Origin of the sequence: Streptomyces luteireticuli (assembly GCF_041519305.1) — a bacterium.
GTDB classification, from domain to species: Bacteria; Actinomycetota; Actinomycetes; order Streptomycetales; family Streptomycetaceae; genus Streptomyces; species Streptomyces luteireticuli.
Map to the genome: position 1 here is coordinate 151,897 of NZ_CP167929.1, position 17,478 is coordinate 169,374.

General features: G+C 69.1%; 20 protein-coding genes. 12 read left to right on the top strand and 8 right to left on the bottom strand.

The features are described 5' to 3' along the window. Positions 1-17: 17 nt before the first annotated feature. Together AB8735_RS39460 and AB8735_RS39465 are read left to right on the top strand one after the other, a co-directional pair. Positions 18-335: a hypothetical protein gene (locus AB8735_RS39460; RefSeq protein WP_372412764.1), complete on the top strand. Its 318-nt coding sequence runs from the start codon at positions 18-20 to the stop codon at positions 333-335. Positions 336-636: 301 nt separating this feature from the next. Further along, positions 637-1,242, top strand: a complete 606-nt coding sequence (locus AB8735_RS39465) for a hypothetical protein (protein WP_372412821.1) — start codon at positions 637-639, stop codon at positions 1,240-1,242. A 96-nt stretch (positions 1,243-1,338) separates the two neighbouring features. Here the strand turns inward: AB8735_RS39465 and AB8735_RS39470 are convergent, their stop codons facing one another. Continuing rightward, on the bottom strand, positions 1,339-2,178 hold the full coding sequence (locus tag AB8735_RS39470; protein WP_372412766.1) for a hypothetical protein: 840 nt from the start codon (positions 2,176-2,178) through the stop codon (positions 1,339-1,341). A gap of 374 nt (positions 2,179-2,552) precedes the next feature. Between AB8735_RS39470 and AB8735_RS39475 the strand changes: the two genes are divergently transcribed. From AB8735_RS39475 to AB8735_RS39485, 3 genes are read left to right on the top strand one after another with little or no spacing between them, the layout of a single operon-like run. Continuing rightward, the gene (locus AB8735_RS39475; protein WP_372412767.1) at positions 2,553-3,821 is read left to right on the top strand and encodes a PTS transporter subunit EIIC; all 1,269 of its coding nucleotides are present in this window, start codon (positions 2,553-2,555) and stop codon (positions 3,819-3,821) included. Further along, positions 3,818-4,201, top strand: a complete 384-nt coding sequence (locus AB8735_RS39480; protein ID WP_372412769.1) for a hypothetical protein — start codon at positions 3,818-3,820, stop codon at positions 4,199-4,201. Before AB8735_RS39475 ends, AB8735_RS39480 begins: the two co-directional genes overlap by 4 nt. 26 nt (positions 4,202-4,227) lie before the next feature. Then, positions 4,228-5,001, top strand: a complete 774-nt coding sequence (locus tag AB8735_RS39485) for a glycosyltransferase family 2 protein (protein ID WP_372412771.1) — start codon at positions 4,228-4,230, stop codon at positions 4,999-5,001. A 190-nt stretch (positions 5,002-5,191) separates the two neighbouring features. On the opposite strand, the gene AB8735_RS39490 is transcribed toward AB8735_RS39485, so the two are convergent. Both AB8735_RS39490 and AB8735_RS39495 read right to left on the bottom strand, forming a co-directional pair. Next, complete coding sequence (locus AB8735_RS39490; protein WP_372412773.1) at positions 5,192-5,953, bottom strand: hypothetical protein; 762 nt, start codon at positions 5,951-5,953, stop codon at positions 5,192-5,194. 647 nt (positions 5,954-6,600) lie between these two features. Then, a complete protein-coding gene (locus AB8735_RS39495; protein WP_372412775.1) occupies positions 6,601-7,239 on the bottom strand; it encodes a hypothetical protein in 639 nt (212 codons plus the stop codon). A 314-nt stretch (positions 7,240-7,553) separates the two neighbouring features. On the opposite strand from AB8735_RS39495, the gene AB8735_RS39500 reads away from it, so the two are divergent. From AB8735_RS39500 to AB8735_RS39520, 5 genes are all read left to right on the top strand, one after another. Continuing rightward, complete coding sequence (locus AB8735_RS39500) at positions 7,554-7,940, top strand: hypothetical protein (protein ID WP_372412777.1); 387 nt, start codon at positions 7,554-7,556, stop codon at positions 7,938-7,940. A gap of 182 nt (positions 7,941-8,122) precedes the next feature. Continuing rightward, positions 8,123-8,650, top strand: coding sequence for a hypothetical protein (locus AB8735_RS39505; protein WP_372412779.1), 528 nt, complete (start codon positions 8,123-8,125; stop codon positions 8,648-8,650). A gap of 164 nt (positions 8,651-8,814) precedes the next feature. Then, positions 8,815-9,564, top strand: coding sequence for a nuclease-related domain-containing protein (locus AB8735_RS39510; RefSeq protein WP_372412780.1), 750 nt, complete (start codon positions 8,815-8,817; stop codon positions 9,562-9,564). 302 nt (positions 9,565-9,866) lie between these two features. Further along, positions 9,867-10,244, top strand: coding sequence for a hypothetical protein (locus tag AB8735_RS39515; protein WP_372412781.1), 378 nt, complete (start codon positions 9,867-9,869; stop codon positions 10,242-10,244). After that, positions 10,241-10,681, top strand: a complete 441-nt coding sequence (locus tag AB8735_RS39520) for a hypothetical protein (RefSeq protein ID WP_372412783.1) — start codon at positions 10,241-10,243, stop codon at positions 10,679-10,681. Before AB8735_RS39515 ends, AB8735_RS39520 begins: the two co-directional genes overlap by 4 nt. Before the next feature lie 171 nt (positions 10,682-10,852). On the opposite strand, the gene AB8735_RS39525 is transcribed toward AB8735_RS39520, so the two are convergent. After that, entirely contained in the window at positions 10,853-12,922 is a 2,070-nt protein-coding gene (locus tag AB8735_RS39525; RefSeq protein WP_372412784.1) for a hypothetical protein, read from the bottom strand. 479 nt (positions 12,923-13,401) lie between these two features. On the opposite strand from AB8735_RS39525, the gene AB8735_RS39530 reads away from it, so the two are divergent. Together AB8735_RS39530 and AB8735_RS39535 are read left to right on the top strand one after the other, a co-directional pair. Next, a complete protein-coding gene (locus tag AB8735_RS39530) occupies positions 13,402-13,749 on the top strand; it encodes a hypothetical protein (RefSeq protein WP_372412785.1) in 348 nt (115 codons plus the stop codon). A gap of 91 nt (positions 13,750-13,840) precedes the next feature. Further along, positions 13,841-14,002 carry a hypothetical protein gene (locus AB8735_RS39535; RefSeq protein WP_372412787.1) on the top strand — a complete coding sequence of 54 codons (162 nt, stop codon included), beginning with the start codon at positions 13,841-13,843 and terminating at the stop codon, positions 14,000-14,002. A 168-nt stretch (positions 14,003-14,170) separates the two neighbouring features. Here AB8735_RS39535 and AB8735_RS39540 read toward each other — a convergent pair whose 3' ends face one another. From AB8735_RS39540 to AB8735_RS39555, 4 genes are all read right to left on the bottom strand, one after another. Continuing rightward, positions 14,171-14,551 carry a hypothetical protein gene (locus AB8735_RS39540; protein ID WP_372412789.1) on the bottom strand — a complete coding sequence of 127 codons (381 nt, stop codon included), beginning with the start codon at positions 14,549-14,551 and terminating at the stop codon, positions 14,171-14,173. A 100-nt stretch (positions 14,552-14,651) separates the two neighbouring features. After that, on the bottom strand, positions 14,652-16,154 hold the full coding sequence (locus AB8735_RS39545; protein ID WP_372412790.1) for a hypothetical protein: 1,503 nt from the start codon (positions 16,152-16,154) through the stop codon (positions 14,652-14,654). A gap of 104 nt (positions 16,155-16,258) precedes the next feature. After that, entirely contained in the window at positions 16,259-16,588 is a 330-nt protein-coding gene (locus AB8735_RS39550; protein ID WP_372412791.1) for a hypothetical protein, read from the bottom strand. A 153-nt stretch (positions 16,589-16,741) separates the two neighbouring features. Beyond that, positions 16,742-17,347, bottom strand: a complete 606-nt coding sequence (locus tag AB8735_RS39555) for a hypothetical protein (protein WP_372412793.1) — start codon at positions 17,345-17,347, stop codon at positions 16,742-16,744. Positions 17,348-17,478 lie beyond the last annotated feature (131 nt).

The window sequence follows — 17,478 nt, forward strand, 5'->3', positions numbered from 1 at the left end:
GGGAGAGGCTGGCGGATGTGGCGACAGAGCACGGCATCCTGTCCCCACCGGTCGAGGTCATGCGGCCCCGAGCGGTCCCCGACCTGTTGCCCGAAGGCTCGCCCGGCGGGGGAGCCGTGCGATATTCGATCAAGCTGGACGGATTCCGGGCCATCGCCTTCGCCCTCGGCGACCGCACCGTCCTGCAGACCAGGACCCACCGCGACATCGCGTCCGAGTTCCCCACGCTGGCCACAGCCCTGTCGGAAGTCCTTCCCCACGGCCTGGTGCTGGACGGAGATGTGTGTGCCTTCGTCCACGGCCGCCTGGCTTTCGGAGCCTGTTTCCAAACCTGAGAGGCCCGCCGCTCGTTATCCTTGACGCCTAAAGCACGAGGAGCGTGAGATGACCCACCCGTCCGATACGCCGGAACATCACCCCCAGGGTAACGCGTTTGACTCGCTGGTACGCCGCAACCGGGTGACAGTCGACGCTCTCGGCAGGTGGGTGTACGTGGCGACTGGGCAGCCGGTGGGGTCCGGTTCGTCCTGCGCATCGCCATCGACGACGCTATCCCCAGCCGTGGAGCTCAAGCTCCCCACGTGGGCGGCAGGCCACCGTCTCCCTTCGAACTGAAGGTTTGGAAACACCGAACTGCTGACCACCGAAGCCAGGCGAACGGCCTCCGGTGTCGCCGTCTCCTACATCGCCTTCGACTGCCTCGCCGTACCGGCACCGCAAGGCGACGCACGGGACATCCGCGCTCTTCCCCTCACCGAACGATGGCAGCACCTGCAGGAGAACCTGCGCAACGCGGCACCCTACGCGCAGCCCGTCATGGCCACGACCAACCGCGCCGAGGCCCTTGAGTGGGCCACCGCCCTCGCTCCCCAAGGCGTCGAGGGGCTCGTGGCCAAGGCACTCGGATCCGCCTACCGTCCAGCAGACCGCTCCTCCTGGGTTAAATGGCGTCCCACCGATACCGCCGACGCCCGCCTCGTGGGCATCACCGGCCCGCCCGGCCGCCCCCATGCCGTGGTGGTGGAACTCGCGGACGGACACCGGACGGTCACCTCACCGCGGCTGTCCCCGACTCAGTCGCGCCAGGTCGCCATGGCGATCGGGAACAAGCTTGGCGCGCCGTCCCGTACAGCCTCCGGGACGACGGTCACGGCCGTCCTCGATGGACCCCTGGTGGAGGCCCGCACCGGCACCGGTCGGCACGGCAGTACGCGCTTCGTGCGCCTCCGCGGCGACATCTGAACAAGCCCCGCACTGCCGCCCGCCGCGGCCGGGAGAGGGCACTGCCGCCGGCGCGCAGGCCGACCGTTCCGCGATGGTCCCGGACCCGGGCAAGGGTCACGGCTTGCCGAGCGCGAGGCGGGTCTGCCCCTCCAGCACGGCGACTGCGTGCCGGGGCACGGGAATCACCTGCTCGATGAGGCCGACAGCCCGCTCGTAGGCGAGACGACGCTCATGCGGGTTGCCGGCATCGTCCAGAGCCAGGGCGAGCGCGAGCCGGGCCTGTTCGATATTGCGCCGCTCGTTCTCCGGCAGATACCCCGCCCCGGTCTTCCGCGCGTAGTGGTCAGCTTCGGCCCAGGCCAGCTCGAGAGCCGTCACACTCCGCCGGAACTCTGTGAGCGCTCCGGCGCGGGCCGCCATCCTTGCATCCCGCGCGGCGTCGAGAGCGTCGATGAGCCGAGCCGTCTGCGGCACCGTCACGTCGGCGAGGGCGAGCCGGTCCAGGTTCTCCAGCATGTTCGACTCGAAGGCGCCGTACGCCTCCCGGACGGCGTCATGACGTGCCGTCAGGTCATCCAGCCGGCGACGCTCCCGGCGGCGACGGCGATGCAGCCGCTCCAGCCCAACTACCGCAACCACTACGGCGAGCAGAGCAAGGAGCGCGCCCACGACCGTCAAGACCGCGTGCCATGGGATGTCCAGACCCGGCGTCTCCTTCCCGGACACGTCCTTCGGGCGCTCACGACGAGGAGCTGCATCGCCCAAGACCCCGGAGACCGCCCGCACAACGGCGTCGCCGGCCCATATGAACGCGGAGACCAGCGCACAGCCGACGAGCGCGGCCACCATCTGCCCCCAGTCCTTCCGGACCCAGGCCGAAAAAGCCTTCACCATGAGAATTACGACGAAGAGCGTGCTGGCGGTGGAGAGGATCCACCGGACAACGTCGGGCACAGCTGCTGTCCTTCCGGAATCGGCCTCCCAGAGGGCCGGGCGGGCATCACGCACGGAAATCCGCACGGTAAGAACCTCACACGGCCCCCCTGTGGACAAAAACGGCGCTCTCGATGAAGCGGTCGCCTGCGGTCTCAGCAGGTGCGAACTGGCCGGAATTTATCCACAGGTTCCTGCTTGGAGACTCCTGACGTTCCCTCGCGAACGCGGGAATCCGCGCGCGGACCGACAGATGAGGTTGAACCCTTGGGCGAGAGCCGTACGTGTGCGAAGCGCTGCTGCGTGGAGGCCGCACTACTTCCCATTCCGGCACTGTGCCCCGCGCAGCATGCCGCGTTCGAGGATGCCCGGGCCCGCGGGAAAGGAAGCGGACGATGAAAGCGCTCAAACTCCAGCGCCGACCGGGGAATCAGGACCAGGCCGCCGAGGAAGCGGTGGCTGGCGCAGAAGAGGCAATTCCGGACTCGCGCCTGCGAAGGATGGGAAAAGGCCTCGCCCTGCCCATCGCAGCGATGCCGGCGGCCGGCCTCCTGCTCCGGCTAGGACAGCCTGACCTGATCGGCCGGTACGCCCCCCTGCACGACGTAGCCGGTGTGCTGTCGAGCGCGGGTGGGGCGGTCCTGGACTACCTCCCGCTCCTCTTCGCCGTCGGCATCGGCCTGGGGCTCTGCCGGTCCAAGGACACAGCCGGGCCGGTACTCGCATGCGCCGTGACCTACCTGATGCTCTCGCGCACGATCTCGGTCCTCAACCCGCACGCTAGCCATGCCGACACCCCGCTCGCGAGACAACCGTATGGTGCCCTGTCCGGGATCGTTGCCGGGCTGTTGGCCATGGCCGTGTGGAAGGTGGTCGAACGCCGCCGCATCCCCGGGTTCGCCGCCTACGCCATCGTCGCCCTGGCAGCGATTGCCGCTGGCTGCCTGATGGGACTCGCCTACCCACTGGTGGACAAGGTGCTGAGCGCCTTCGCGGGAGCGATTGCCGACCATGCGGTAATTGGCGGCGGACTCTTCGGAGTTGTCAATCGACTTCTGCTACCACTCGGCCTCCACCATGTTCCCAGCACGCTCGTCTGGTATGTAACCGGCGACTGCGGAAACAACATCAAGGGAGACATCCCCTGCTTCTTCCAAGCGCGGGACAAGAGCGCGGGAATCTTCATGGGAGGGTTCTTCCCGGTATCCATTTTCGGGCTTCCCGCGGCAGCGATCGCCATGTGGCACAGCGCGGGACCGAGCCCCCAGATGCGCCGCCGCGCGGCCCAACTCCTCCTGCCAGCGGCGGGGATGTCGGCCGCATTCGGCATCACCGAACCCATAGAACTCGCATTCGCCTTCACGGCAACGCCTCTCTATGTGGTCCACGCCCTTCTCACCGGGCTCAGCATGGCGATCGTCAATGCCCTCGGAATTCATAGCGGATTCCTGTTCTCCGCCGGAACGCTCGATCTGGTATTCAACGCTCCGATCTCGACACGGCCCCTGTGGCTGCTCCCGATCGGCGTGGTCTACGGAGCGCTCTACTACGTCATCTTCAGGTTCGCGATCACACGCTTCGACCTCCGCACGCCCGGCCGAACACCTGCCGGCGAGACCGAAGCCGACACACTGCCGAACCGGCAGGAAGGAACAACGGCATGATCCCGGCCACCGTGCACGCCGCCTACTACGGCCTGGGCGCCATCTTCCCGATGGTCATCCTGGATGCCTTCCCGCGCTGGCGCCGCCCGCAGCCCGGCGCCCTGCCCGACCGCACGCACGGCGGCGAAGAACTGCTCGCCGTGCGCTGGTGCGGCCCAGACACCGAACTGGCCACCGCACCGGACCTCCTGACGAAAGCAGCAGCCGCAGCTCCGGCCGCTCCACCGAGCCCCGCGGAGCTCGAGGGCTTCCGCCAGAGCCTCCCGGAGCACCTCCGTCTCACCGCCATACGGGCCTCCGCGGTGATCGGACCCTGGGACACCCGCCCGGGCGCATCGCGTCCCGCGAAAGACACGCGCGGACACCGCGCAGCCGCTTGACACCCCAACGCCTCTTGGAGTACGCAATGTTCACAGCAACCGACCCCCAGGTCGCCATCGTGACGGCCACCCGCCTGCTGCCCAACCGCCTCGCATACCTCGAGCTGCTCCACGCCAGTCTCGAAGCGCAGGACGTCCCCTTCGAGTGGATCCTCTCGCTGGACGGCGCCGACCCCGAGCTCGTGCCGCCGCGCATCGCCGCTGACCGGCGGGTCAAAATCCTCCCCCTGCCGCGCCCGGTCGGTGCCGCCACCGCCCGCAACCTCGCAATCAATCACATCTCTGCCCCGTACGTGACATTCAGTGACGATGATGATCTTTTGCCCCAAGAGTCCATCGCTGTCCGCTACCAGCACGCACGCGAGACTGGACTGGGCTGGGTCGCCGCCTGGTCGGCAGACCTGCTGCCCGACGGGTCGACCCGCACCTGGGAATGCCCGACTCCGCCCGGCCGGCACGAGCCCGGCGACGTCTGGACCTACTGGCGCACTCCCGAGAGCACCATCCCGCTCGGCCCGACGACACTGCTGGTCCGCACGGAACTGCTCCAGGCGGCAGGCGGATTCGGCGGACTCGTTCAAGGAGAGGACTACATGATGATCTTGGGCGTTACAGGGCTCAGTGCGGGAGAACTGCTCCCGGTTGTCTCGTATTTGTACCGCAAGCATGATCACCAAATGACGCGGGGACAGGGCTACTTGACACTCGAAGGAGACGCGCGACGCTTCTCCTGGGCCTATGGTGCGCAGCTGCGGCGGGCAGTTCGCGGCGTCTCCACTCTGGGTTCCGCAGCTGCGTGAGCAGTGTTTTGCGGATCATGAGCACCGTTCGAGCACATCCGGGCAATCATGAGCACTAGCTACGGCCTGTAGCGATGAGCCGTGGGGACCATAAGGTCTTCGCGTCCTCGACGAGAGCAGGGCTCCGCACCGCCCGGAGGACAGCGGTACGGAGCCCGCTTCGAGCTGCTCACCGACGGCGAGGACGCAGTCAGGCCGCGCTGCGGGCGGCGCGCTTGCGATCGTCGCGGTTGCCGCCGACGTAGTACCGCTCCTTCAGGTGAGCGGCCGGCGCGGCGTTGAGGTAGTCGGCCTGGTAGCAACCCACCACGTGCGGGCACTCGTTGATGTGGCTGCTGCAGTCGTTGCACAGCAGGCCGGTGATGAGATGGGTGTGCCGGTCGTAGTGGAGGTCCTGGCCCAGGTTGTCGCCGCAGGCGTGACACATCGGGCCGGCCGCCGCGATGTACAGGTTGCGCTTCCGGCCCTTCCAGTCGCTGCGCGACACCACGCTGCACGGCGCCCAGTCGCCCTGGTCGAGGTTGATCGGACACCGTTCGGCCCTCGGAACGAGATCCGGCTGCCGTTCCTCCCCGGTCAGCACCACGTCCCAGTCTGGCCGCCCCGGCTGCTCAAGGCCCACCGCGCCGTCGCGGAACCGAGCCCTGAACGAGTGGGGGACCACGATGCCGGGCGTCGGGGCCGGAACGTCGAGATTGACGAGGATGCGGGCGGCGTTAGAGCAGACCATGGCGGTGCCCAGCCGGAGATGCCAGCGGCCGTCACTGCCCAGGAGGGCAGTGGCCGGAAGGTGACCACGTCGTTGGCTCCAGCGCGCGCAGGCATCGCCGCGCTGCTCCAAGGTGAGGCCCAGCCGGTCGGATATCGCCTGCTCAGTCAGGTCCGGGAAGCGAGCCTTCAGGTCCAGGCGTCGATGTTCGGGCAGCGCGTACAGGTGAGGTGCTGAAGTCATGCCCGCATACTTCGAGAGCCAGCCTGTGGACAAGATCGGTCACGGTGGCCGACTGACGTGCTCTCTGGTCTAGCTCACACGCTGTAGCCGACTTCGAGTGCGCAAAGCCGCCGATTGCTCACCCTCCACCAACACGTTCGCTGTTCATCGCACCAGGATTCCGAAGTCTCCGCAGGGGCCAGTGCTCACGAAGCTCCGGAGCCTAGATCCACGCTGCGAACCGCGACGTGATCCGAGGTCCGGCGGCAGGGCTGCATGGCGCCTTCGTCGGCCGACCGGCTGGGAACCGGGGCAAGAGAACTGCCGTACCGCCGTACAGTGGTGCGGTGATTCCTGGCTGTCACCGAATGAAGGGCGGAGCGCCGCTCCTTGGTGCGCGCATCCCTGGTGAACTGGGCCCCTTCGGAGCGTACGAAGAGGGCAAGGACCACGACGAGGTGGACCGGGGCGGGCCGTCACGGCTCTTGCCTCCCGCCCCGGAGACCAGCTGCACGCCGGACTCGACGCGCCGTGCGGGATCGTAGCGAGCAACCTCTGGGCTGTCATGAAGGGGTGCGACTGTCCGAGGCGGCACCCACCAACCCAGGTCTGCCGGTGCCACGAGAATGCAGGGCATCGTGAGGGGCTGGCTGTACGCCGGGCGGCTATCAGGGATTTCGAGGCATGACGGCTCCGGGCCGCCCCGGGCCGGAGGCGGACGCGCGCGCCATCTCGTCCAGATCCAGGTGGAGAGCGGCTCCGTGGATGATTTCGCGAACGCGCTCGGCGGAGGCGCTCCCGCTCATGACCAAGTCGGCCGCGACTTCTTCGACCTGTGGCCACAACCGGCAGAGCGCCCGACGGACTTGTTCGCTGACGGCTTCCCAGGAGGCCCCGTCAGCGCCGAGTGACTCCGCCGGCGCGTCCCTGCCGTGGTGCATGGTGAACCCGACCTCGGCGAGCGTATCGACGGCTATGAGTCGGTCGTGGTCACTGCTGACCAGCACCGCGAGATCCTCGGTCCAAAGGCCGGTCCGCTGCAGGTGGAGCTGGTTGGCGATGTTCCCGGCCTCGGCCGTGTGGGCGACGGCAACGGCCCACCGGACCCGCCCGGAATATGGGGTTTCTCCGGTGTACCCGATTCCGAACTCAGCATCGGGAAAGGGAACTTCGAAAATCCGTGGAGCAACCGCGAAGCCCCATAAGCTTCCTGCAACCGCATGCCCTGCCTCGTGGTAGGCCATCCCCTCCTTCAGCTGCGCGTGTGTCAGGTAAGTCAAGACTCGTGACGGATAGGGCCAGCTCACGCGGCGACTCTCCTTTTCTGGTCGTGGACCGACGGTGCGGCCTGTCGGGGCGGACGCCCTCGGCTGCGACTATCGGTGCCGAGAGCCACTGTGGAGCGGGCCCCGTTGACCGGCACAGGCCGTGCGAGCGGCGGGGTGTGGGGTCGGCGCGGGTGGCGGTCGGCGGTGCGGTTGCCCGTTCCACCCCCAACAGGACATGTCTTAAGGCTTGACACTCCATCCTCTCGACTGTACAGTCTTAAGAGATGGCGGGTGTTGTTCCGACCCTCTGAACGACGTCGACGCCATCACTGTCCACCGACACCAGGAGATCCATGCCCCTGCTTCCGACCGCCCGTCACCTCTACTCCTCCGACACGCCTGAGGGCATCTGCGAGCGGCACAACCGGCTCAGCAAAGCACTCGAAATCGCCTGCGAGCTCTACGTCGCCTCTCCCGGGAGCCTGACCGCGCGTTCCATCGACCGGATCAGCAACGCCGAAATGGCCGCGGCTGCTCGCGACGCCGGGGTCAACATCCCCAACAGCGAAGCAACCCGCGACACAGTCCGCTACCTGCTCCACACCTTCCACACGCTGCTCCAGCCGACAGGTCACGCGAAGCGCACCTTGCCCTCCGTCGAGGCCCAGCCCGCCGACATCACCGTCGCGGACCTGGCCACCATGGGCGTGCCCGTCCTCCTGTGGCCGCTCGAGCGCTGACCAGCCGCTGACGTCCCGGGGGCCGCGCGACGCCGCGGCCCCCGGACCACCTCGACGGACTGCGCACTCTTCTTGACCGCGCTGACGGCCGCGCCGCCGCCGTATGCAGCCGATCTCTTCAATCCCGCTGACGCTCGTCGGCGGGCACGCAACAACGCGAACCTGACGAAGGCAGCCACCTCGTGCGTACCGTCTCACGCAACCACACCCGCATTATCGCCCGGCTCCAGGCCGAACTCACCACAGCGACCCGGCACAACGGCCCCAACGACCGCGCGGGAACACCTGTACCTGTCTCCGAAGCCTGGGCAGCCTACGACCACCGGCCCCGTGCACTGCTCCGGGAACTCGACGCCCGCTCCGGCGCACACGAAATCCGCATCACCGGCAAGCTGCGCTACGAACTGCGGCCGCCCGCACCGGCCCCTGACCGCCGGGAAGCCCCCGGTTGGGAACGGCGCATCGACGTAGTCGTCGACCGGGACCCCGACGCCTGCACCGACGTCACGGTCTACCTCGACGGCATCGCCCTTTCCGACAGCAGCTTCGCTGTACACGTCATCGACCCCGGTGCCAGCGGCCCCACGCACGAGTGGATGGAATCCGCCACCGATCACGCCGACGACGTCCCGGAACCTGTACGGCAGCAGCTGAACGCACTGGCCGCCTGCTATCACCGCCACTGCGGCCGCGAATCCTGCACCGAGTGAGCCGAACCGGGCGCGGCCGCGGCGAACCCGCCGCCGCGCCCGGAGGAGGCCACGCAGCAGCAGAACTCGAACATCACGTGGAGCGCATCATCCGCTGTCCACAGCCCACGGCGACCACCATCACGGCAGCATCCGCCTACCCCTCCCTGAAGGAGAGACCGACGATGTTCAGCATGGCCCCGCGCCGCCGCAGCGGCGCGGGCGTGAGCGCCCAGAACATGGCCAACACGATCCGCGCCGCCGAGCGCCGGAAACAGCACCGCACCGCTATCTGGGCACTGCCGCTCGCCGGCGCCGTCGCGCTGGGCGCCGGATACGCCGCCGCAGCGGTCAGCAACTGGTACGCCGGTCTGGCCGTCGGCGTCGTTCTCATCGTCCTCACCCTGCGCCGGATATACCGCAGCAGCGGCAGCACGTGGGCCACCGGCGCGGCCGGAGAACGCCGTACTCGACGCATCCTGGTGCCTCTGATATGGTCCGGGCTCGGCCGTTGGGCAGTGCTCCATGACCGTCAAGTCCCCAGGTCAAGCGCCAACTTGGACCATTTGATCTTCGGGCCGTGCGGGCCCGTTTACGTCGACACCAAGACCTGGAAGAGCAAGAAGTCGTCTGTCCGTCTCGACCGGCGCGGCCACCTCTGGTATGGGACGCACTCTCAGCAGAAGAAGCTGGAAACAGTTGTCTGGGAGGCAAGCCGCGCGGCAGAAGTCCTCGGGTGTCCGGTCCGCCCCGTAATCGCTGTCCACCATGCCGCTATACCTCCGGGTGGACTCCTCAGTGCAGGTGTGACCGTCATCCAGGCATCCGAACTCCGCGCCTTCCTCCGGGCGTTGCCCAAGGAGCCGGGCTGGAAACGTGCCCGGATACGCCAGGCGCACCACCTCGCCGACCAGCAGCTCCGCCCCGCGGCCTGAGCAAGGCCCCGATGGCGTCCCGGAGCAGCGAGTCGGCCGCACGTGAAACGGCGGAGCGCTGGTTATCTAGTGCTGTTTGATCTTTACGCAGGTCAGGCAGCTGATCAGTAATCAGGCACGTAAGGGACGACGAGTCGGTGAAGGTTCGCTCAAGCGTCCAGGAAGTGGTTCAGTCGAACCACTTGCCAGGGGCCCTGGGGAGTCAAGCGGTTCTCTCATAAATGATGAGTTGCCGTACTCATCCGCAGCCGATCCGGCGCCCGGCATACTGCCCGGATACGACAAGGAGACCAAGAGCCCTCATGAGCAGTCCCCACCCGACACCCCAACAGGACCAGGGTCCGGACTACACGGACGAGTCCCTCGGGATCGTCTACACCTGGATCCGCCGCCGGGACGGAAAAGACCCCCGGTTCGGCATACAGCTGGTCAACCAGATGGCCACTGCCCTGGACACCTACGCCCAGGAGCGTGGCGCCCGGCTTATCGGTCAGCCGGACTTCGACTTCCCCGACCCCAACACCCTGCCCCGCGAAGTCCGGCACGAGGTCGCCCGCATCCTCGCCCGGGAGGAACCGCGGTGGTGGCGACGGCCGTTTCGCGTACTCGTCCGGGTCTGGCAGGACACCGAACCCGCCGGAACACCACAGCCGGCTCGCGAAGCGAAGGGCCTGGCATGAGCATCCGGGCGGCATCCGCGCCTGAGCAGACCGACCGGCGCTCCGGAAGGGTCCTGCTCTCGCTCGGCGGCCTCTGCTGGCTCGCCCTGCCAGTGCTCGCTGCCTGGGGCCGCACGCACAGTACCTGGCAACGCCCCTCCGGTTGGGCCGGCCAGCTCCTGACCACTGCGGCGGCCTTGGCCCTCGCCCCAGCCGCCGCCTGGTTGATCTACCGCTACTGCATCGCCCTGATCACTGAAAGCTCCGCGGACGGCGAGAGCGGATGCGTCCTCGTCCTCGTCATCCCCCTCACCACCGCCCTAACTGTTTGGGCGCTCGTCGGTCCCTGGACCGCCCCGCCCACCGCCATCTGGGCCGTGATGAAACCCGCCGTGTGGGCTGCCGTCGGAAACGGCCTCGCCCTCTCGCAAGCCACCCTCTTCCGCGGAGGCATGTAGTCGCGCGCCATTCGCCGCCCGCGTTGGTGCCCAAGGTCGTACATGCCGAACTTGCCTGAAGACCCCCCAGATATCCGTGAGGCAAGTACCCGCTCAGGCGACATGCCTCACGTGCCTCACGCCTCCCAGCAGCCCTATATAACGGCCGCATTCGGCCGCTCCGCACGGGGTTCAGGGACGGGTCCCGTCCTGCTCTGCGCGCAGAGCGTTCGCGACCGCCAGGGCGAGCCGGTTGGCCGCGCCGGCCGCCGCGCCACCCGAAAGGGCCGACAAGGCAGCGGCATCGGCCTGCAGGTTGCTGAAGTCCTTGAGATCGGGGATGGCGAGCAGGCTCTCGAAGCCCCGGTCCGTCAGCTCGTCCCGGACCGCCGCGACGTGGTGCTGGCCGGGATGGCGACGGGCACGGGAGAGAGCGACAATGGTGCGGATGTCGGGGAGGTCCCGCAGCTGCCCCTGCAGATGGTCGGCCGTCTCTGTCACCGGTCGGGGCCGGGAGACGGTCTCGACCAGGTGATCCCACGGGGACATCAGATCGTCCCCGTCCTCGCATGCGGCGGCCCAGACGGGGCACTGTTCGTCCCACAGCTGCGCACCGAAGCGGGAGACGGCCTCGTCCTCGATCTCGTTGAGGAAGGTCTCCAGCGGCCGTTGCCGGAAGGCGATGAGCTCCTGGGCGGGGGCGAAGTTCTTGAGGTTCCTGGCCTTGTTCCGTGCCGCCCACTGCCGGGCCGCTCGCTCCCACACCTCGCCGTGACGGCGCTGCCCTTCCGAAGTGAGGAACGCGATGAACCGCTCGCGCAGCGCATCGAGGCCCGGCGCCTCGTCCTCCTTGGGCAGCCGGTTGACCAGGTCGTCCTCGTCGTCGTACAGGCTGGCGAGTTCGTAGGTGTGCCACCAGTCCTCGACCTGGTGCGGGTCCTGGTCGTCGTAGACCAGCAGCTCGTCGTCGTCCTCTTCCTGCTCCTCCAGCTCTTCGACGTAGTACCCGAACTCGGCATCGAGGAAGTAGAGCATCTGCTCCACCGGATCTCCCGGGCCCAGGGTCTGCGAGGCGAACTGTGCGCGCTGGCGGTACAGCCAGGCGAAGAACTGGATCTTCTCGGGGCGCCGGTCGGTGGTCTCGCTGATCGTCCAGTAGCGCTCGTCATCGCCGGCAAGCACCAGCGCCACGTCCGCGAAGGCGGTTGCGGACCGGTGCTGGAAGGCGTTGCCCGCGTCGATCACCACGACGTCGCACTCGGCGCGAGCCGCGGCGATGACCGGGCCGGCGTCCTGCGGCAGGACCGCAGCCTGCAGCGTGCCGCCCGACGGCACGTCCACCAGTTCGTACCAGACCCCCGGGGCAGGGGCCGGACCACCGGTCAGGCCGTGAGGGCTGTTGGGGTCGGAACCGGCGAGCAGCCCGACCTTGCTCCCGCTGCGGGCGAGCGCGGTGCTGAGCGCGAGCGCCGTGGTCGTGCACCCCATGCCGCCCCGGCCGCTCGCCGAGGTGACCGCGACAACGCCACGGAACCGCCCGGGGCCGGCGGGACCCACCGGCCGGGGCTTGATGCGCTCCGGCTTGGGCCCCTCCAGTTCCGCTTCGGACGGAGCGCGGCGGGACCAGTCGGGCGGGGACTGCAGAAACAGGCCCATGCGCCGCAGCGCCCTGCTCCACAGCGGATCGGCGGCGGCATCGCCCGCGGTCTGCTGCCACGCCTCCGGCTCGCCGGCCTGGAACGATCCGGCGTCCCACAGGGGCTCCAGCCCGGCGGCGACGACCAGATCGTGTGCCTTCCGCAGATCCTTGCGGGCACCCTTCACGCTGTTGAGCTGGCTGGGCAGCACCGCAATCTCGGCCCGGTCACCGAGCCGGCTGATCGTCAGGCGGCCCGAGTGCCGGTTCACGTAGGTGCGCAGCCCTGCCACGCCCGCCACCCCGTCGGCGGTGCGCACCGGCAGGACCCGGGCCAGGACCTCGGCGACCAGGTCGGCGGCGGGACGCAGCAGAAGCGCGTCGGGGTCGGGGCTGACGCCCTCCAGCCCGAAGAACGTGCCGGGAGTGACCAGTTGCGGCAGGCCGGCGGGGTGCGGCCGCACCAGGGAGCGCAGCACCGCTGCCTCCAGGCGCTGCTGCAGCGGGTCGTCGGCATCGGGCACGAGCCCGTTGAACAAGCCGCTGGTGCGGTACCACTCGTAGGCGGCCGCGTAGGGCTCACCGGTGTAGGTCTTGCGCAGCCGGGCTGTTACATCGCGGGACATGTCCCCACCAATCTGCGGCACGACGGCCCGGACCAGCGCGCCGACAGACGACGTGTGATCGATGCACTGACGAAGCGTCCGCCTCTTTCCGCCTCGGTGCAGCTACGGGTCCGGGCCGCGGCTGCTGGCAGGGGTAGCAGTAACTACCGGCGCTCAACATACACCCTCTCGATTCCCGGCCCCAGTGGCCGGGGACGGAGACGGACTGGCCGAACCGCGGCACCGCCGTCTCGGGCCCCGTTGTCCGCCGCCGGGCGCGGGCACGCTTCCACGCGGGCCCCGGATCAGGCCAGCGCGGCCCCCCGGCTCGCGCTGGCTGCGAGAGCCCGCTGGCTGAAAGAGGTCGCTGTCATGACCCTGCGCAGTCCTGCCTGATCTGGAAAGATCAAGACGCCGATACCGGGCAGGAACGCCCGCTCTCCCTCAGGCCCGCGGCTCATGAAGGAGCGCGCAGGCGCCAGCGAGAGGAGAAGGGGAAGATGGCATCAGGCCTGTGGGTGCTCGGGGCGGTGGTGGTCGCGGGGCTGGCGTGGGTCTTCGGGTCCATAGGGCTGCGCATCACCGGCTGGCTGACCATGACCGTCTCGCTCGTGTTGTTCGCCTCGGCGCTCGGAAACGGTGTGGCCGGCCTGCTCGGCTGCCTGGTAGCCGTGGCCTTGTTCCTGGGCGGGGTCGTGCTGTGGCTGGCCGGCCACTGGCTGGCCGCTTTCAAGGAGCACTACTACCTCTCCACCGTCGCGCAGCGCATCCTCACCCGTGTCGGTCGCGGGCGGCTCGACCCAACCCGTCACTGGGGTGTCCGCGTCCACCTCAAGCGCGGCCGGTAGCGGGGTGCGGGAACTCTTGGTCAGGCCTGCCCCGAGGGCCGCAGCGTCTGTACCGTACGGGGCAGTTGACCAAGCTGCTGAAGGGGCGTTGATGGACGGGAGCTACCCCGTCGGGACCATTGTCGCGATGATCCGCGAATACCTCGACCAGGCGGGACTCCTGGACAAGGAGGAATTCGAGGCCATCGATGGTGACGTGACGGACTTGGCACGACGCATCGTGAGCGAAGTCGAGTCGTCGTACGGAATGTGATCAACACGCGCGATCGCGAGGGTCCTTGCACCGCCAGCGGCCGTCCCGTCCCGCGCGCAGGCACTCCCGAAGGCTCGCCGGGATTCGGCGGGCCTTCGGCAACCCACTGCTCACGATCGCCGCCAGGCCAAGGAAGTGGGCTTGACGCAGGTCAAGCAGGGGAGCGACTCAGCGCGGACGGGGGAGGGCTGCCACGCGCATGCCTGCCGGGGTGAGGAACGCGGAGTCCCTCGCTCCCTGGCGGCCGTTGTCTCCGTCGTCGGACTGCCCCGTGCCGCTCTCGTCGCGGTATTCGACGAGACGGAGCGCCGCCAGGGAACGGCACGTCGGCCACGGGACCGAGTCGGCAAGACGCCCGTCGGGATCGGCAAGGACCACGGCCTGGAGCTGCGGCGCGCTCAGAACGGCCCGGCGGCCGGCCGGTGTGATGAAGAAGGGGCTCGGCCCTTTCTTCAGGAGCGCCTCCTCGGAGCTCTGGCGGAAACCGTCCTCGTCCTCGCGGTAGATGAGGCCGGCGTCGAGCAGGGACTTCAGGGTCTTCTTTGACACGCGCGACGGCAGGTGCCCTTCAGGGTGGGAAGAGGCCGACCTGAGGTGCCTACGTTCGGTGCTGGTCAAGATCGCGTCCATCGATGTACTCCTCAACGATTCAGGGGGCAGGAGAGACCCGGCCACCGGCCGGGGTGCTGCGTGAAATGCGCGCGGTCCGCGAGGGCTTCAGCCGCCGGCCCACGCCGGGCGAGCGAGTGCTCGAAGCCGGCGTGCTGGGGCGGCGGACGAGAGGCCTGCGCACAGCCGCAACCCGTCGCCCGCCGGTCATGCCGGGGTGCCGGAGGGCCTTCGGCGCGCATCTGCCCGACGGGCCGGGTGATGCCGCCTTCGCATTCGCCGACACGTGCGCGGTGGGGACCGATGCCAGGAGGGCCCGGTACTGCTGTTCGCGCTGGCGGTGCCTGCGGAGCGCCGCCGAGACGCGGGCCTCCTGCTTGCGCAGCTTGCCCAGCTCCTGGCGCGCGGCGCGGAGCGTCTTCGATGCACGGTCCTTGGCCGCGGCCAGGCGCAGCGCTTCCGCGTCGGGCCTGCTGTCGAACCACAGGGCGAGCGCGCGCAGCGCGGCGGAGGCGCGGCGGCGCGTCGCGTCGGGAGCGGTGTGGCCGTTGCGGGCGCTGCGGGCCGGCAGCCAGTCCGGCGAGGTGGGGGTGATGTCGTCGGTCGAGGAGCGGTGCTCCCAACCGCCGGTCAGTGCAACACCGTTGACCGTCGGTTCGTCGTCGCAGTCCGGGAGGAACCGGCTGTCGTCGTCCTTCGGGCGGCCGTAGTAGATGTGGGTCCCCCGGGGGATGGGAACGTCGGTGTCGTAGAGGTCGGGGCCGACCGTGAAGGTGCCGCGGACCCTGCCGCCGACGGCCTCGAGCACGACGTACCCGGGGCGGCTGTTCACCTCCTTCTCGCGCACGGCCAGGACTCCCAGCTGCTGGCCGTTGCGGTCGGTGAAGGGCAACGGGACCGGGTCGGGATCGGGCTTGCGGATATCCGGCTGGCGACGGCGGATCAGGCCGGTGATCACGTTGATCCGGCGCCGGATGGCAGCCCGCTCGGCGCGTACGGCCGCCAGTTCGGCTTCGAGTCGCTCGGCCTCGTGCCGCTCGTGCTCGGCATACTCGCGGGCCCGCTGCCGTGCGGCGGCCAGGACCAGCTGATGTCGGTCGGAGCGCGCACTCCAGTGCTTCACCAGGGCCAGGACGACGGCCTCGGTCCGCTGCCTGGCGCCGTCCGGCATCCGCGACCACGCAACGCTGAGATCGCGGAAGGAGCACGCGTACCGGCCGAGGAAATATGAAGTGGGCGGGGCATCGGGGGCGATGTCCCCGGTCCAGCCGTGCATCTGCACGCCGAACACCCTGGGTTCGTCGTCGCGTGCGGTGTACCAGCTGACGCTGGTGAGGCCGTCGCCGAACTGCACCTGGAGGCGGTCAGGGAGCACGGGGCCGCCCAGGCGGACCTCGGGTATCACTACAAAGGTGCCGGTCACGCGCGGTCCACGTACGACGTACCGCGCGCGGCCGTGCTCCAGGGTGGTCATCTGCACGGTGATGTTCCCGACGCCGTGCACGTCCAGGACCGCGCTCTCGGGCGGGGGATGAGGGGACAAGGTGCTCCTCGCGACGGGGCCGCGCCGGGCCAGGAAGGACCGGCGGGCAGGGAAGGGCTGATCAAGTGGGTGAGGGGGGGAGTGCGGTTCGGGACGTGCGGAGCTCAGGCCAGGTCGGGGTCCGCGGTGAACACCGTGTGGGTCCGGCCCACGGCGTCGCGGACCTCCCAGAGCGCTTCGGTGATGCCGGTATCGATCTGGCGCTCGCGTGCGTGCTCGGCGGCCTGCTGGGGGCTGGAGGCGTCGTCGATCGCGATCGACCAGGTGGCTGTGAACGGTGCGTGGGAGCTCGTCGTCGGGACGCCCGGGACCAGGACGAGGCGTCCGAGGTCCAGGGTGTTGCACCAGCCGGCCTTGCGGAGCGTCGCCGTGTAGGCGGCGTGCTGCTCCTCCTCCTGGTCCCAGGCGTCCGGGCCGTAGGGGTTGAAGGTCACCACGATGTGGTCGGCGTCGATGTCGGGCCTGACGACAAGGAGTTCGCCGAGGTTGTGGCCGTGGGCGGCGAGGGCTGCGCGAAGGGCGGAGACGGCCGGGTCTGCGGCAGGGATGGTCAGGACTGGCTCCTGTTCGTGAAGGGGAAGCGGTGCTCAGGCCGCCGTACGGGGCTGTGCAGGCTCGCCCAGCAGGGTGTGCAACCTGCGGATGCGCTCTTCCGTCCAGAGCGCCTGCTGCCGCTGCTGGGCGAGCCGCCGGTCGTAGCGGGCCAGCCAGGTCCGGGCGGCACCGCGTTCCGCCGCGGCCCTGAGCACCGGAAGGGTTTCCTGCGCACGCCAGTGGTCGATCACGGCGCCGAGAACCGCGCGGGCATGAATGAGCGTGCGCTCCGGCAGGTCCTCGGACGCCCCGTTCTTCCCGAGCCGCTGCGGCCACAGGAGACCGGGTCCGTCCGTGCTCACCCGGAGACGGCCGGTCAGCTGAACGCGGTTGATGGACAAGGGAGATGTACCGGCGGGGACGAACGGATGGACGTTGACATCGGCGGAGAGGTACAAGTCCGGCGCGCCGGCATGGGCGGGCATCGTCGGGTCCCGGTCGAACACCGTCGGCGTGAGCACGAGGCCGCCTACGACGTGGGGTGCATCCAGGCGGTAGAGGACGTGGCCGGAGTCGAAGTCGGCCAGGACGGCCATCTTCAGTTCGCCGTAGCAGCCGAGCGCGCGCTGTGCATGCTGTTCGAGTTCGCGGTGGTGCATGAGGCCTTTCCGGGACGGGGACGGGAAGGTGGCCTGGCCGCGGTGTGGGGACGGCCAGGCCACCGGCCGCCCGGTGATGGGGTGGGGTGTGGCCGGGCGGCGGCTTGCAGGGGCTTCCCTGGGGAAGCCGG